This is a genomic window from Nocardioides sp. YIM B13467 (assembly GCF_042788075.1).
GTDB lineage: Bacteria > Actinomycetota > Actinomycetes > Propionibacteriales > Nocardioidaceae > Nocardioides.
Genome location: NZ_JBHZPJ010000046.1, coordinates 523,221 through 538,454, shown reverse-complemented (window position 1 = coordinate 538,454; position 15,234 = coordinate 523,221). Strand labels below are relative to the sequence as shown.

Below are 15,234 nucleotides of genomic sequence, written 5' to 3'. Positions count from 1 at the left end.
GTGATCACCTCCAGCGCGGGAAAGTTTACCCAGCGCTGGTTGTGCGGCGGGGCAGCAGGAGCAGCAGCCCGGCGACGAGAGCGGTGACGCCGCACACCGCCCACACCGTGAGGTAGCCCGACAACGGTGCGTGCGCCTCGCCGGCGATCGACCCGTCCGCGGCGAGCGCGATCGCGAAGACCGCCGAGGCGATGGCGCCGCCGACGGTCTTGGTGGCGTTGGTCATGCCGGTCGCGAACGCGGTGCGGGAGGACGGCGCGGCCGCGGCGGCTGCCGCCGGCAGCGAGGCGACCAGGGCGCCCGAGCCGAGCCCGACGACGGCCATGTTGAGGAGTCCCTGACCGGTGGAGTCATGGAACGGAAGCCACAGCAGATAGCCCGTGGCCACCAGGAAGCAGGCGACCGCCTGGGCCCGCACCGGCCCGAGGAACCGCGCCCACAGCGGCAGGGTGAAGGCGGAGATCGCCATCGCGATGACGTACTCAGCGATCAGCAGCGACACGAACGACGCGTCCGCGCCCAGTCCGAAGCCGGCCTCGGCCGGATCGGTGCGCGCGAAGGTCGACAGCGGGATCTGCGCTCCCAGCACCGACATCCCGAAGAGGAACGCGGTCAGCTGGATCGGCCACTGCCCGCGCGAGACCAGCAGGCGTACGTCGATCAGTGGCTCGCGCCCGCCGGCATCGTCCAGCGCGGTCTCGATGCGCCAGAACGGGATCAGCGTGAGCAGTCCCAGGACCACGAGAGCCCAGGCGAGGAGAGACCCGGCCCCGAGGACGCGTACGCCGACCAGGCCGGCCATGACCAGGCCGAGCACGAGGGTCAGCACCGTCAGCCCGAGCCAGTCGAAGGCGCCGCCGCTGGTGCCGGAGTCGGGCTCGATGCCGACGGCGATGACGGCGAAGACAGCGGTCACGGCCACGGCCGGGAAGGAGAGGATCGCCCACATCGGGAGGATGCCGACGAGGGCTCCGGCGGCGATCGCGCCGATGATCACCGAGAGCTGCAGCGCGCCGACCAGGACACCGGCGGCCCGACGGGTCAGGGCGGTGTCGCCCCCGGTCCGCTTGTGGACGATGGCGACCTCGAGCGGCAGCCAGATGACGTAGGCGCCCTGGATCGACCAGGCGACCAGGAACGAGCCGAAGTCGGGAGCGGCCACGGTCCACCAGGTGGCGAGCGCGGTGATGCCGGTCGCCAGCAGCAGCACCTTCTTGTGGCCGATCAGGTCGCCGAGCCGGGCGAGCGGGGGCACGCACAACGCGGAGACGATCAGCTGCCCGGCCTCGAGCCAGTTGAGGTCGGCGTCGGAGACACCGAGATGGTCGGCGAGATCGGAGAAGATCGGGGTGTAGTAGCCCTGCAGGATGCCGCTGGCGAACTCGACGGCCACCAGGAAGCCGACGATCACCCAGATTCCGCGGGCGGCCTTCTCGACGCCGGTGCGCTGACTTTCGGTGGTCACAGCGACTCGACCAACCTTCGGTAGAAGCGGATCCCGTCGAGGTAGTCATCGACCCTGATGTTCTCGTCGGCGGCGTGGATGGTGGCGCGCTGGGCAGCGGACATCCGGAACGGCGCGAACCGGTAGACCCGGTCGCTGATCTCGTAGAAGAAGCGGGAGTCGGTCGCGGCCATGACCGTGTAGGGAGCCGGTACGGCCTCCGGGAAGATCTCCGCGATGGTGTCGGTGACCAGCGAGAACGCCTCGTCGCGCGGGGAGATCGGCGACGGTTCGCCGGCACGGACGACCTCGATCTCGACCTGCTTGTCGCCGATCGCGGCCCGCAGTCGCTCGACGACCTCGGCGACCGTCTCGCCGACCATGATCCGCAGGTTGACCCCGGCCGAGGCGGCCGAGGCGATGACGTTGGCCGCCGGGCTGCCCTCGAGGGTCGTGATCGCGACGGTGGTGCGGGTCATCGCGGCGGGCTCGGGTCCGAGCCGGGTCAGCAGCCGGGCCAGCGCCGGCGCCAGCCGGCCGGCGTTGGCCAGCACGGGTCGCAGGGGCTTGGCTGCGTACGGGGCGATCCGCTCGAACATCTCGACCGTCGGCGCAGGCAGCTGGACGGGCATCGACATCCGGTCGAGCCGGGTGATCGCACGGGCGAGCCGCGCGGTGGGGCCGTTCTGGCGTGGGGTGGAGGAGTGGCCGCCGTCGCCGGTCACCCGGAGGCGTACGTCGGTGGTGCCCTTCTCGGCGACGCCGACGACGCCGATCGGCGCGGCGACGCCCGGGAAGGCGTCAAAGGCGACCGCGCCGCCCTCGTCGAGCACGAACCACGGCTCGACCCCCTGGTCGCGGAGCTCCTCGACGGCCGCCCGCGCGGCCGCGCCGGTCGTCTCCTCGTCGGAGCCGAACGACAACCAGACGTCGTACGCCGGCTCGAACCCGTCGGCGAGGAGTCCTTCGACCGCGGCGCAGATCGCCACCAGCTGGCCCTTGTCGTCGAGCGTGCCGCGCCCGTGGATCACTCCGTCGACGATCTCGCCGCCGAACGGGTCGTGGGTCCAAGCGCCTGCGATCGGGACGACGTCCTGGTGGGCCATCAGCACGACCGGCTTCTCGGCCGAGGCGCCTGGCCAGCGGAAGAGGAGCCCGTGCTCGCCGACCGGGGTGAGGTCGAGGGTCGCATGCAGCAGCGGGAAGTGCTCGCGCAGCGCCTCGTGGAGCTGCTCGAACGCCTTCTTCTCTGCGCCGGAGCCGTCGTTGACGGTCGGGGCTCGAAGTGCGGCCTGAAGAGCGGCGACGGCATCGAGTGTCATGGCCGCAACCTAGTCGGCCGTCGTGGTGCGAATCACCGTGGTGGCGTCTCCGTCACCAGTTTGTGGCCTTCCCTGCGCCGGGCAGCCGCACGTCCCGCGGGTGGATGACGTAGGTGATCCCATCGGTCGAGGTCTGCCAGACCCGCTCGAAGTTCTCGCGGGTGTAGACGTTGCGCACCTCGTCGTTGGAGGGATAGTTGGGGTCGTAGACGATCGGGTCGCCCTCGGCGGTGAAGCCGCCGATGACCAGCAGATGGCCGTCGGTGCCGTAGCCCGCCTCCGGCATCTCCTCGAGCTCCCAGTTGGCGGAGACGACCAGCGGGAAGCCGGCCGCCACCAGGGTCTCGGCCTCGGCCAGCGAGCGCAGTCGGGTCACGAACCCGTCGAGGCCCCAGCGGCCGGCATAGGCGGTGTTGAACGGCCAGTTGCCGGCGCCCTCGTAGGCGTAGTCCCAGGTGTTGATCGCGGCGTAGGCGACCTGCGGGTCGCCGTTGGGCGCCTCGATGTCCGTCAGCTCGCCCGCCGGGACCTCGTGACCCCAGTGGTACTGCACCATCGTCGTCGAGGTCGGTGAGCACCAGACCTGGCCGCCGCCACCGAACTCCGGATACTCGCCGCGGTGGATGTTCTGGCTGAACGGCGGCACCCGGAGATCGATCGCGTCGTCGAGGGTCGGCGTACTGGTGCCGGGGTAGGCGGAGTCGGGCAGGTACTCGTTGGTCAGCGTCGAGACCGTCCGCAGGCTGGGGGAGACGGTCGCTCCCTCGGGGCGCAGCAGGGTGACCCTGGTCTGGAACGCCTCGGGCTCCTTGCCGGTCCGGGCGACGTACGTGTCGGTGTAGAGCGCCGCATCGGTGTCGCTCTGTCCTTCGACCGAGGTGCGGTGGATGTCACCGGCCGCGAAGTCGTCGCCGGCCGTCCAGCGACCCATCACGAACCACTTCGTCCAGGTGCCGTCGGCCTTCCGACCGCGGAACCGGATCTCGGCCCAGGTGCCGGTCGGGGTGTCGACGTCCCACGAGGTGACCGACTCGTCGATCGGGTATCCGGTCTTCACCACGGGCGAGGTCCAGGTGCCGTACTCGTAGGTCTTGGCCGTGCCGTCGCCGAACGGGTCGGCGTAGGTGGTCGTCTCGCTGCCGCGGCCGATCCGGAGGGTGCCGTGCCGGTCGGGGCGCAGGTTGCTCGACCTGCCCTCCGCGAAGTCTTCGAGGCTGTTCCACCGGGTGAGGGTGACGTCGGAGGGCTGGGTCCCAGGCTCGGCCGCGTGGACCGGAGTCGTGGGCGCGACCAGGACGACTGCGGTGGCGAGGGCGGCAACGTACGCGAGGCGAGACCGTGGGCTCATGCCCGGCACGCTATTCCTCCTCGGGGGACCCGGCCATGACATTTCAGCTGTCCGAGTCCCCGGCTCTGCGATTTCCCGGATGGGTCGGTGCCGGCTGGCATTCTTGTCTCCGTGAACAACTTCGCATCCGACGGCTGGTTCAAGGACGAGTTCCACAAGAGGTATTCCGAGTCGGCCAAGGAGATCGGCCGGTTCAACCTCGCCGTCTTCGGCAAGACCGGGGTCGGCAAGTCGACGCTGGTCAACGCCGTGTTCGGGGCGGAGGTGGCGACGACCGGGATCGGCGAGCCGGTGACGAAGGAGTCCACGCTCTACCTGCACACCAGCGGCTTCTTCGGGCTGCTCGACACCCAGGGCCTGGAGATCGGCGTCGAGGGCGACCGGGTGATCAAGGATCTCGCCAAGCTGATCCAGGAGCGGCGCCGCAAGCCGCAGTCCGAGCAGATCCATGTCGCCTGGTACGCCGTACGTTTCGCCGACCGCCGCTTCGAGGACACCGAGGCCGCGTTCATCCAGAAGCTCGCCGACCTGGGGCTGCCGGTCGTGCTGGTGATGACCCAGGTGCCGACCTCGCCGACGGGTGCCTACCACCCGGACGCGGTCGAGTTCGCCCAGCAGATCGACGCGCGGGGCCTGCCCGTGCACGGGGCCCGGGTCTACCTGACCAACGCCAAGGCCGACGAGTTCTCGGGCCTGCAGGTCCACGGGCTGCAGGAACTCGTTGATGCCACCTTTCGATGCGCGCCTGCAGGGGTCGAGGAGGCCCTCACCGCGGCGCAGAGGGTGGATCTCAAGCGCAAGCAGGAGCAGGCGAACACCGTGATCGCGGGTGCCGCGACCGCGGCCGGCGCGGCCGGAGCGACCCCGATCCCGTTCTCCGACGCGGTCGTCCTGGTGCCGATCCAGCTCGGGATGATGGCGCGCATCTCGGCGATCTACGGCATCGAGGTGGACAAGGCCGCGATGGCCTCGATCGCGGCCACCGCGGCCGCCACCCAGGCCGGCCGCACCGTGGCCGGCAACCTGCTCAAGATGATCCCCGGGTTCGGCACCGTCGGCGGCGGCGCGATCAACGCCACCGTCGCGGCGGGCTTCACCGGCGCGATCGGCGCCGCCTGGTCGGCCGTCTGCGTCAAGCTCGGCGAGGGCAAGCTGCGCGGGGTCAACGGCGCCCTGGACACAGAGAGCATCAGGACGCTCTTCCTCGACGAGCTGAAGAACCAGATCTCGAGGCTGAAGCTCCACGGCAAGGAGAAGTGAGGCTCCGGCTCACTCCGCCATGGCCGCCTCGTACGCCGCGGCGAGCCGCTCGCTCGCCCGCGGAGCGTCGGGGTCGGGCCGTGGCGTCCCCAGATGGAGCTCACGCAGCTCGTCCATGAACGACGCCACCATCTCGGGGCCGGCATCGCGCAGCAGCTCCGCGCGGACCCGGAGCTGCCGGGTGCCGTCGCGGTGGGCGAGCCCCCAGTTGCCGAGCGCGACCATGATCGGCAGCGTCTGGATGCCTGCCTCGGTCAGCGCGTAGGCCGCCTTCTGGCCGCGGCCGGCCTCCTCCTTGGTGAGCAGCCCGCCGTCGACGAGCTTCTTCAGCCGGCTGCTGAGGATGTTGGACGCGATGCCCTCCTCGGAGCTGCCGAGCAGCTCGCGGAAGTGGCGACGGTTCCCGAACATCACGTCGCGCAGCACGATCACCGACCAGGGGTCGCCGAAGACCTCCACGGCTGCGTTGATCGGGCACCCCGATCTGGGCTCGCTCACTCGGTGTCTCCTGCACTCGGAAATAGTGGTTGCAATCTGCAATCGGGGAGTCTACTCTCGACGCCAGTGATTGCAAAGTGCAACCACCCTGGACTCGAGGGAGACGGACATGTCACTCGTACGCGCTCACACCATCGGCGTCTCGCTGGACGGATTCGCCACCGGCGACGGCCAGAGCCTGGAGGCGCCGTTCGGTCACGCCGGCATGCGGCTGATGGAGTGGTTCTTCCCGACCAGGACCTTCCAGAGCGCGACCGGTCACCGGGAGCGGATGGAGGTCGACCCGGCCGCCGATCCCGACGACGCCTTCGCCGCCCGCGCCTGGGAGGGCATCGGGGCCGAGATCATGGGGGCCGGCAAGTTCGGTCCTCCGGGATGGCAGGACGACCCAGACTGGACCGGCTGGTGGGGCGAGGAGCCGCCGTTCCACACACCCACCTACGTGCTGACCCATCAGCCCCGCGAGTCGATCGAGATGAAGGGCGGCACCGTCTTCCACTTCCGCGACGCGCCCATCGAGGAGGTGCTGGCCGAGGCGCAGGAGGCGGCCGCCGGCCAGGACGTACGCATCGGCGGCGGCCCCTCCTCGCTCCGGGACTTCCTGGCGGCCGGTCTCGTCGACCACCTGCACGTCGCCGTCGTCCCGATCATCCTGGGCCGTGGCGTACGGCTGTGGGACGGGTTGGAGGCGCTGGAGGACGGCTACGAGGTGGCCTCGACCACCACGCCGAGCGGCGTCACCCACATCACCTTCGACCGGGCGCAGGTCTCGTGATGAGCGGCAAGGTGCTGTGGCACTTCTCGATGTCGCTCGACGGGTTCGTCGACGGTCCCGAGCCGGGGATGGCGTGGCTGAGCGACGTCACCGGCCCGCCCGGGGTCGCGGAGGCGTACTCCTCGCAGCTCGGCGCCGTCCTGGGCGGCCGCAACGGTCACGATGCCTACCCCGACGCGATGCCGTACGGGGACTGGCAGGGTCCGGTCTTCATCCTCACCCACCACCCCGAGGACGCCCGGCCGCAGGAGCACGTCACCTTCCTCAGCTGCGACGTCGGGGAGGCGCTGCGGATCGCGATCGAGGCGGCCGGCGGGAAGAACGTCGAAGTCCATTCCGCCGACATCGGCCGCCAGCTCCTCGAGCGGGGACTGATCGACCAGATCGATCTGCACATCGCGCCGGTGCTCCTGGGCGACGGCATCCGCCTCTACGACAACCCCGGCGGCGAGCCGATCCGGCTGCACAACCTCGTCGGCGACGATCCGCACCTGGAGGTCGACCTGCGCTACGCACCGGTGCGCCCTTGACGCCACTAGGGTGCAAGGCGTGGCCAGCCTGTTCTCGCTCCCGCTTCTGCAGACACCCCGCGCCCGGGTGGCGCGCACGATCCGGGCTGTGACCGGCGCTCCGGGGCCGCTCGCCGGGCGCACGGTGCTGGTCACCGGCGCCAGCTCCGGGATCGGTGAGGCGACGTCGTACGCCGCGGCTCGACGGGGCGCGCACGTGCTCCTCGCCGCCCGCCGGGCCGAGGAGCTCGAGCGGGTGCGGAAGACCATCGAGGAGAGCGGCGGGAGGGCGTCGACCTACCTCGTCGACATGGCCGACGGTGACTCGATCGACGCGCTGGTGGAGCAGCTGCTCGCCGAGCACGGGGCGGTCGACTACCTGGTCAACAACGCGGGCCGGTCGATCCGGCGGTCGCTCGAGCTGACCCACGACCGCTTCCACGACTTCGAGCGGATGATGGCCGTGAACTACTTCGGTGCGGTCCGGCTCACGATGGGCCTGCTGCCGGCGATGCGCGCCCAGCGGTTCGGCCACGTGGTCAACATCGTCACCTGGGGCAACCAGATCAAGGCGCCGAAGTTCGCCGCCTACATCGCCGCGAAGTCGGCGCTCGACGTGTTCGGTCGGATCCTGAGCCGTGAGGCCTACTTCGAGAACGTGACCTGCACCAACATGCGCGTCGCGATCGTGCGGACGCCGATGATCGCCCCGACCGCTGAGTACGAGGGCCGCGGCGAGAGCCCCGAGGAGTGCGCCGAGCGCGTCGTCCGCGCGCTCGAGGACCGGCCGGTGACCGTCAATGGCCCCTTCGGCTCGGCCTTCGAGGTCCTGAACATCGTCGCGCCCCGGCTGGCCGATCTCGCGATGGCGGTCTCGCACGTGCGTACGCCGGATTCCGCTGCCGCTCGTGGAGCGGCTCGGACCACCGACTGACGGGTCACCAGCGGCCGCGGTGGACGACGTCCTCGAGCGGGGCCCGCTTGCGGCGGGTGGGGGAGCCCTTGGCGCCGCCGGAGGCGGGGTGGCCGATGGTGACGGCGCCGATGGGGTCGAAGTCGGCGGGGATGTCGAACGCCTTGCGGACCGCGGCGTCGGACTCCGGCGGGATGCCGAAGTAGAGCGCGCCGAGGCCCTCGTCGACCACCGTCTGCAGGATCAGCATGGTCGCCATCGCGGTGTCCATGTGCCAGAACGGCATCGGCCAGTGGGCCTCGTCGCGGTCGGTCCAACCCTTGTCGGGCTCCGCGTAGCGGTCCAGGTAGGCGGCCTTGGAGGAGCACGGGATCACGATCACCGGCGCCTGCATCATCCCGGTCAGCCACTTGTCGGGGTTGTCCCCAGCCTTGACTGCCGGGGCCGTGGCCTCCCAGTAGCGGCGTACGTCCTCGGGGGTGTCGAGGACGAGGAAGGCCCAGCCCTGCGAGAAGCCGGCCGACGGCGCCCGGGTGGCGTTGTGCAGGATCTTGTCGATCACCGCCGGGTCGACCGGATCGCTGGTGTAGTTGCGGACCATCTTGCGGCGACGTACGACCTCGGAGAACTCCATAGGCCCAGTGTCCCGTCTAAGGCGCGGAGCGCCTGCCCTAGGTCGGAAAGTAAGGCGCCTGGGTCGGTAAGTAGGGCGCGCGACCGATTCGGGTGCCTACCTCAGCGGAGGAGTGTTCTCGATGTCAGCAGGACACCCCAGCAGGACAAACTCAGCAGGAGATCGAGATGTACACCACCGCAGGTTACGAAGCAGAGGTCAAGTACCGCCGCCAGCAGATCCAGAAGGACCTGGCCAAGCGCCAGCGGGCCAACGAGGCTCGTCAGTCGCGACGCAACCGCACTCGCTGAGATGCGGGCGCGGAACGGCAGCACCGAACAAGGCAGACGCCGAGCAGGGAGAGATCCGGCTCGGCGTCTGTTGTCGGGTGACGCGATGATTGCGCTCATGGCGCAGAGTGCCGAGAGGCTGGTCGGACGTGATGCCGACCTGGAGACACTGGTGGGGCTGGTGGGGCTGGACGGCACCGCACAGCCGGGCGGACGTAGGCATGTCCTCCTCGCGGGCGACGCCGGTGTCGGAAAGACCCGGATCCTGCGCGAGCTCCGCGGCCGTGCCGCCGTCGACGGCAGGCAGGTGCTGGTCGGCCACTGCCTCGACTTCGGCGACAGCGCCGAGGCCTACCTGCCCTTCACCGAGATCCTCGACAACATCACCACCGCGCTGCCCGACGTGGTCGCGCAGGTCGCCGACGTACATCCGGCGCTCCTGCGGATGGCCCCCGTGGCCCGCGCGCTCGGCGGGGCTGACACCGCCGTCCAGGAGGCGCTCGACCGGGGCAACCTCTTCGCCGCGATCCACTCACTCCTGGAGCGCGCGGCCGAGAAAGCGCCGCTGCTGGTGATGGTCGAGGACACCCACTGGGCCGACCAGTCCACCCGTGACCTGCTGACCTTCCTCTTCACCCGGCCGTTCGACGGCCCGGTCACGATCCTCGCGTCCTACCGCGCCGACGACCTCCACCGGCGCCACCCGCTGCGTCGCCAGCTCGCCGAGTGGACCCGGCTGCCGTCCGTCGAGCGGTTCCACCTCGGCCGGCTCTCGGACGACGACGTACGCATCCTGGTCGGTGAGCTCGCCGGTGACCTCACCGACGGGGTCGACGTCGAGAGCGTCGTACGTCGCGCCGACGGCAACGCCTTCTTCGTCGAGGAGCTGGTGCAGGCCGCCGGCGCCGACGAGCTGCCCTGGGACCTCGCCGACCTGCTCCTGATCAGGCTGGACCAGCTCGACGCGACCGCGCGCGAGGTGGTCGACACCGCCAGCGCCGCCGGGCGCGACGTCAGCGACGAGCTCCTGGAGGCGGTCGCCGGTCTCGACCGGGCCACCCTCGACGCCGGGCTGAGGCAGGCGATCGAGCGGGCGATCCTGGTGCCGCGCGAGGACGGCTACTACGTCTTCCGGCACGCGCTGCTCGGCGAGGCCGTCTATGACGACCTGCTGCCGGGCGAGCGGGTCCGGCTCCATCAGCGCTACGTCGAGGCGCTGAGCCGCGACCTCACGACCGGCAGCGCGGCCGGTCTCGCCCGTCACGCCCGTCTCGCCGGCGACCACGAGACCGCGCTCACCGCCGGGATCGCCGCCGGTGACGAGGCAGCCGCCGCCGGTGGGCCCGACGAGGCATCGCAGCACTATCAGCAGGCGATCGCCCAGCTCGCCGGCCGCGCCGACTCCGAGCATGACACCCAGCGCCTCGTCGATCTGGTGGTCAAGGCCAGCGATGCGATGGTGGCCGCCGGGCACGCCGACCGGGCCGGGAAACTGGCCCGTGAGCAGCGGGAATCGCTCCCGGCCGACGCGCCCGGGCTGTGGCGCGCGCAGCTGATGACGGTCGAGATCGAGACCAGCTTCGCGTACGTCAACGACGTCCGGGTGGGGGCGCTCGCGGAGAAGGCGATGGCCGAGCTGCCCGAGGACGCCCCGCCGTTGGTGCGGGCGCGGCTGCTCGCGGCCTACGCCCGGTCGCTGATGATCTACCGCCGTCACGACGACGCCGAACGAGCCGGCCGGGAGGCGCTGGCGCTGGCCGAGGAGCTCGGCCGGACCGGCCTCGCCGCAGAGGTCGCGGCGACGCTGGCTGGGTCGTGGGGACGTCCGCCGCAGCTGTGGATCGAGCCGCTCCGGGAGGCGGTGGCGCGGGCCGCCAAGGTCGGCGCGCTGCACCCGGAGTTCCGCGCCCGGCTCCAGCTCGCTTTCGCCCTCGACGCGGCCGACCGTCGCGACGAGGCCGGCGAGAGCTACCGCAGCGCCTTCGAGCTCAGCGTGGAGCGGGGCGTCCCCTGGGCGCCGTACGCCTTCGATGCCCGGATCGCCTGGCTCGACTACCTCCACACAGCCGGCCGCTGGGACGAGGCGCTCGCGCTGACCGACGCGTACGGCATCCCGCCGGTGCTGTGGCCGTGGCTGGAGTCCAAGCGGCTGATGATCGAGCAGGCCCGCGGCGCCGATGTCGGCGCCGAGGCACGGCGGCTGAGGCCGTCGTGGAAGCAGGAGGTGGCGACCGCGAGCGAGTCGGCACCCATCGAGATCCGGGCCGCCGCGGGGCGTGGAGACATCGACGGGGCGATCGAGGCCTACGACGCCGGCGTCGCGGCACTCACCACCGGCTGGGGAGCGTGGTTCGGCGCCCATGCCCGGCTCTCGGCGATCGCCGTCGGTGCGATCGGCTCCGCCGTCCCGGCCGTCCCCGTCGGTGCGCGACCGCAGGTGATGGCGCAGGTGGACCGCATCCTCGAGGCCGGCACGCGGCCCGTCGAGACGGAGCAGCCCTGGGGGCTGGAGGGGCAGGCGTGGTCGGCGCGGCTGCGGGCCGAGGGGCTCCGCGCCCACTGGCTGGCCGGCATCTCCGTGCCCGAGCAGGCCGACCTCGTCGAGGCGTGGCGCGAGACCGTGGCCGCTTTCGAAGCCTTTCCGCACGTCCACGAGCTCGCCTGGTCACGGGTCCGGCTCGCCGAGATCCTCCGGGCCGGCGGCGACACCGCCGGCGCTCGTGTGCTGGCTGATCAGGCCAGGGAAGCGGCGAAGCGGCTCGGCGCTCGACCGCTTCTCGACCACCTGCTCACCCTCGGCAGCACGCCGCAGCGGTCGGCGACCGGTCCCTCCGGCCAGCTGACCGCCCGGGAGAGCGAGATCCTCGCTCTGGTCGCCGCCGGGCGCAGCAACGGCGAGATCGGCAAGCAGCTGTTCATCTCGACCAAGACCGTCTCCGTCCACGTCTCCAACATCCTGGCCAAGCTCGGCGCCTCCGGCCGCACCGAGGCGGCGGCCATCGGCCGCCGTCGCGGGCTCGTGGAGTGACGCTGATCACGGCCGAATGAGGCACCCCTGACGTACGCCTAAGGCAGGCGCCTCATGCGTGGCGCTACCTCAGGGGCCGAGTCTGGATGCATGACTTACAGCAACCAGATCAGCTACGACGCCGAGCTGGCGTACCGACAGCAGAGCATTCGCCGCGCGACCGCGGCCGACCGCCTCGCTCGCCAGGTGAGGCGCCGCCGTCCCCGCCGGATGGACTCGATACACAACTGAGTCCTCAGAGGTCGGTAATGCGGGAGAATCCCGGGCCCGGAGGCGCGATGATAGGGGACATGGCGCAAAGTGCTCGGTCATTCGTGGGTCGCGACCCTGAGTTGCGGACCCTCACCGGGCTGCTCGGCGTCTCGTCCACCGAGGAGTCGGGCTCGAGCTCCGGTCGGCGCCAGCACGTCCTCCTCGCCGGTGACGCCGGCGTCGGCAAGACGCGCCTGCTCACCGCGCTGCGCGACAGTGCCGTCTCCGACGGCTGGCAGGTGCACGCGGGACACTGCGTCGACTTCGGCGAGAGCGCCGTGGCGTACATGCCGTTCTCGGAGATCCTCGACCGCATCGTCGCGGACCTGCCCGACGTGGTCGAGCGGGTGGCGGCCGACTATCCGGCGCTGGCCAGGCTGAGGCCCGTACGCCGCGTGATGGGCGCCAACCAGGGAGCCGCCCCGACCGGCACCGACCGCGGACAGCTCTTCGATGCCGTCCACACCCTCTTCGAGGCGGCCGCCGAGAAGGCGCCGCTGCTGGTCGTGGTCGAGGACACCCACTGGGCCGACCAGTCCACCCGCGACCTGCTGACCTACCTCTTCACCCGGCCCTACGACGGTCCGGTGGCGATGGTCGCGTCCTACCGCGCCGACGACATCCACCGCCGCCACCCGCTGCGCCGCCAGGTCGGCGAGTGGGGCCGGCTGCCCGATGTCGAGCGGATCGTGCTCGAGCCGCTCTCCGACGACTCGGTGCGACTGCTGGTCCACGAGCTGGCTCCCGGCAAGGTCGACGCCGAGCGAGTCGTACGTCGCGCCGAGGGCAACGCCTTCTTCGTCGAGGAGCTGGTGCAGGCCGGCTGCGACGAGGACCTTCCGGTCGACCTCGCCGACCTGCTGCTGGTGCGGCTGGACCGGCTCGACGGCTCGGCCCGGAGCGTGGTCCGCACGGCGAGCATCGCCGGGCGCCGGGTCACTCACGAGCTGCTCGCCGCGGTGACCGAGATGAAGACCGACGAGCTCGATGACGCGCTGCGCACCGCGGTCGAGCAGAAGGTGCTCGAGCCGACCGGTTCGCGCTACACGTTCCGCCACGCGCTGCTCGCCGAGGCGGTCTACGACGACCTGCTGCCCGGTGAGCGGGTGCGGCTGCACGCTCGGTTCGCCGAGGTGCTGAAGGAGACGCCCGGGCTGGGTGCGGCCGCGGAGCTCGCGCTGCACGCCAAGCACGCCGGCGACCTCGCGACCGCGCTCCGGGCTCGCATCGCCGCGGCCGAGGAGGCCCGCAGCGTCAGTGGTGTGGGCGAGGCCGCCCACCACTACGAGAAGGCGCTGGGCCTCGCCGCCGACCCGAAGGTCGCCCAGGCGGCCGCGGTTAACCTGGACCGGGTCTACGAGCGCGCCGCCGACACGCTCATCCTCGCCGGACTGCCCTCGCGGGCCGACGCGATCCTGGCTGAGCGGCTCGACGCCATCCCGGCCGGCCCGTCCGTGGGCCGCGCGCTGCTGCTGGCGACCCGGGCCGAGGCGGCCCTCGCCATGGAGAACGGCGACCCGCTCACCCACTCCCACGACGCGATGGTCGCACTTCCCGCAGACGCCGAGCCCAAGGCGCGGTGCGCGGTTCTCGCCGTGCGCACCCGGACGCTGGTCACCTTCCGCCGCAGCGAGGAGGCCGAGGCCGTCGGGCTGGAGGGCATCGAGATCGCCGAGCGACACAGCCTCTCCAAGCTCGCCTCCGACATGGCCACCAGCCTGTCGATGCTCAAGGTCCGCACCGGTCGCGGTGGCGGCGACAAGGTCGAGGGCTTCCGGCAGGTGCTGCGCGAGACGATCGAGCAGGCACGGCAGGTCGGGTCGACGTACGCGGTCAGCCGGGGTCTCTTCACGCTCGGCCGCTCCTACGACGAGGCCGGGGACTACGCGGAAGCGCTGAGGTGGTTCCGGGCGGTGATCGACGACGCCGGCGGTGAGTCGCTGCAGTGGTCGCCCTACGCCGCCGCGGCTCGCTCCGACATCGTCCGGATGCAGATGGTCCTGGGGGAGTGGGAGGAGGCGCTGGCGCTGACCGGGGGCAACCTGCCGGACGCGCCGCCGGTCCCGGTGGCGCTTCTCGACGTGCTCCGGATGATGATGGAGCAGGCGCAGGGGGCATCGGTCGGTGAGGCTGCGAACGCGTTGCGGCCGTTCTGGACGCAGGAGGGCCTGATCGCCCTCTACGGTTCGATCGTGGAGATGATCGCGCTCGCCCGTGCCGGCGACCCCGAGGGGGTGCTCAAGGTCTACGCGGACGCGGTCGACACCCTCTCCCAGTTCTGGACCGAGTGGTTCGGCGGCCGGGTGCGGCTGGCGGTCGTGGCCGCCTCCGGGATCGCGCAGATGCTGCCTTCACTGCCGGCGGCGCGCTGGCCCGCGCTGGTGGAGGCCGTCGACGGGCTGCACAGTGACGGTGAGCAGGTGGTCGCGCAGTACGAGCCCGGCGAGTGGGGTCCCGAAGGGCGGTCCTGGACCGCCCGGCTGGAGGCGGAGGTGCTGCGCGTCCACTGGCTGGCCGGCATCGACGCCCCGCCCCAGGAGTCGCTGCTGGCGGCTTGGGAGCGCGCCGAGCAGCAGGTCGAGGCCTACGGCGACGTCCCGGGTCTGGCCGCCGTCCGGACGACGTACGCCACCATCCAGCGGGCCACGGGCGACGTGGCAGGATCGCGGGTGACCGCCGACAAGGCCCGGACGACCGCGAAGCGGCTCGGGCTGCAGCCGTTGCTCGACGAGCTGAGATCGCTCGGCGCGACGGCGGTCAAGCAGCAGCAGGCGACGTCGACGTCGCTGACGCCGCGGGAGAGCGAGATCTTGACGCTGGTGGCCGCGGGCCGCAGCAACGGCGAGATCGGCAAGCAGCTGTTCATCTCCACGAAGACGGTCTCCGTGCACGTCTCCAACATCCTGGGGAAGCTGGGCGCGGGGAGTCGCACGGAGGCTGCCGCCATCGCGCGCCGTCAGCAGCTGATCAGCTGATCTGGTG

Annotated in this window: 13 protein-coding genes; 8 read left to right on the top strand and 5 right to left on the bottom strand. The window is 71.3% G+C overall.

The window, feature by feature from the left end; genetic code table 11:
- Positions 1-25: 25 nt before the first annotated feature.
- Genes ACFX43_RS09820 through ACFX43_RS09810 form a run of 3 tightly spaced genes read right to left on the bottom strand, consistent with a single transcriptional unit; the run spans position 26 to position 4,114 of the window.
- On the bottom strand, positions 26-1,465 hold the full coding sequence (locus tag ACFX43_RS09820; protein WP_378820039.1) for an MFS transporter: 1,440 nt from the start codon (positions 1,463-1,465) through the stop codon (positions 26-28).
- Positions 1,462-2,766: a M20/M25/M40 family metallo-hydrolase gene (locus ACFX43_RS09815; protein WP_378820037.1), complete on the bottom strand. Its 1,305-nt coding sequence runs from the start codon at positions 2,764-2,766 to the stop codon at positions 1,462-1,464. The genes ACFX43_RS09820 and ACFX43_RS09815 overlap by 4 nt, the downstream gene beginning before the upstream one ends.
- A gap of 52 nt (positions 2,767-2,818) precedes the next feature.
- Positions 2,819-4,114, bottom strand: coding sequence for a C39 family peptidase (locus tag ACFX43_RS09810; protein ID WP_378820034.1), 1,296 nt, complete (start codon positions 4,112-4,114; stop codon positions 2,819-2,821).
- A 111-nt stretch (positions 4,115-4,225) separates the two neighbouring features.
- Between ACFX43_RS09810 and ACFX43_RS09805 the strand changes: the two genes are divergently transcribed.
- Positions 4,226-5,374: a GTPase family protein gene (locus ACFX43_RS09805; RefSeq protein WP_378820033.1), complete on the top strand. Its 1,149-nt coding sequence runs from the start codon at positions 4,226-4,228 to the stop codon at positions 5,372-5,374.
- 9 nt (positions 5,375-5,383) lie between these two features.
- Here ACFX43_RS09805 and ACFX43_RS09800 read toward each other — a convergent pair whose 3' ends face one another.
- Positions 5,384-5,872, bottom strand: a complete 489-nt coding sequence (locus tag ACFX43_RS09800; protein WP_378820030.1) for a winged helix-turn-helix transcriptional regulator — start codon at positions 5,870-5,872, stop codon at positions 5,384-5,386.
- Positions 5,873-5,981: 109 nt separating this feature from the next.
- On the opposite strand from ACFX43_RS09800, the gene ACFX43_RS09795 reads away from it, so the two are divergent.
- From ACFX43_RS09795 to ACFX43_RS09785, 3 genes are read left to right on the top strand one after another with little or no spacing between them, the layout of a single operon-like run.
- Positions 5,982-6,647, top strand: coding sequence for a dihydrofolate reductase family protein (locus ACFX43_RS09795; protein ID WP_378820027.1), 666 nt, complete (start codon positions 5,982-5,984; stop codon positions 6,645-6,647).
- Complete coding sequence (locus tag ACFX43_RS09790) at positions 6,647-7,177, top strand: dihydrofolate reductase family protein (RefSeq protein WP_378820024.1); 531 nt, start codon at positions 6,647-6,649, stop codon at positions 7,175-7,177. Before ACFX43_RS09795 ends, ACFX43_RS09790 begins: the two co-directional genes overlap by 1 nt.
- A gap of 19 nt (positions 7,178-7,196) precedes the next feature.
- Positions 7,197-8,090 carry an SDR family NAD(P)-dependent oxidoreductase gene (locus ACFX43_RS09785; protein WP_378820021.1) on the top strand — a complete coding sequence of 298 codons (894 nt, stop codon included), beginning with the start codon at positions 7,197-7,199 and terminating at the stop codon, positions 8,088-8,090.
- A 4-nt stretch (positions 8,091-8,094) separates the two neighbouring features.
- Here ACFX43_RS09785 and ACFX43_RS09780 read toward each other — a convergent pair whose 3' ends face one another.
- Positions 8,095-8,703 carry a nitroreductase family protein gene (locus ACFX43_RS09780; protein WP_378820019.1) on the bottom strand — a complete coding sequence of 203 codons (609 nt, stop codon included), beginning with the start codon at positions 8,701-8,703 and terminating at the stop codon, positions 8,095-8,097.
- A 167-nt stretch (positions 8,704-8,870) separates the two neighbouring features.
- On the opposite strand from ACFX43_RS09780, the gene ACFX43_RS09775 reads away from it, so the two are divergent.
- The 4 genes from ACFX43_RS09775 to ACFX43_RS09760 all read left to right on the top strand — a co-directional run bounded on the left by ACFX43_RS09775 (position 8,871) and on the right by ACFX43_RS09760 (position 15,227).
- Positions 8,871-8,993: a hypothetical protein gene (locus ACFX43_RS09775; protein ID WP_378820017.1), complete on the top strand. Its 123-nt coding sequence runs from the start codon at positions 8,871-8,873 to the stop codon at positions 8,991-8,993.
- 97 nt (positions 8,994-9,090) lie between these two features.
- On the top strand, positions 9,091-12,000 hold the full coding sequence (locus ACFX43_RS09770; RefSeq protein ID WP_378820014.1) for an AAA family ATPase: 2,910 nt from the start codon (positions 9,091-9,093) through the stop codon (positions 11,998-12,000).
- Positions 12,001-12,090: 90 nt separating this feature from the next.
- Positions 12,091-12,231, top strand: a complete 141-nt coding sequence (locus tag ACFX43_RS09765; RefSeq protein ID WP_355226461.1) for a hypothetical protein — start codon at positions 12,091-12,093, stop codon at positions 12,229-12,231.
- 83 nt (positions 12,232-12,314) lie between these two features.
- Positions 12,315-15,227 carry an AAA family ATPase gene (locus ACFX43_RS09760; RefSeq protein ID WP_378820010.1) on the top strand — a complete coding sequence of 971 codons (2,913 nt, stop codon included), beginning with the start codon at positions 12,315-12,317 and terminating at the stop codon, positions 15,225-15,227.
- Positions 15,228-15,234: the final 7 nt, after the last annotated feature.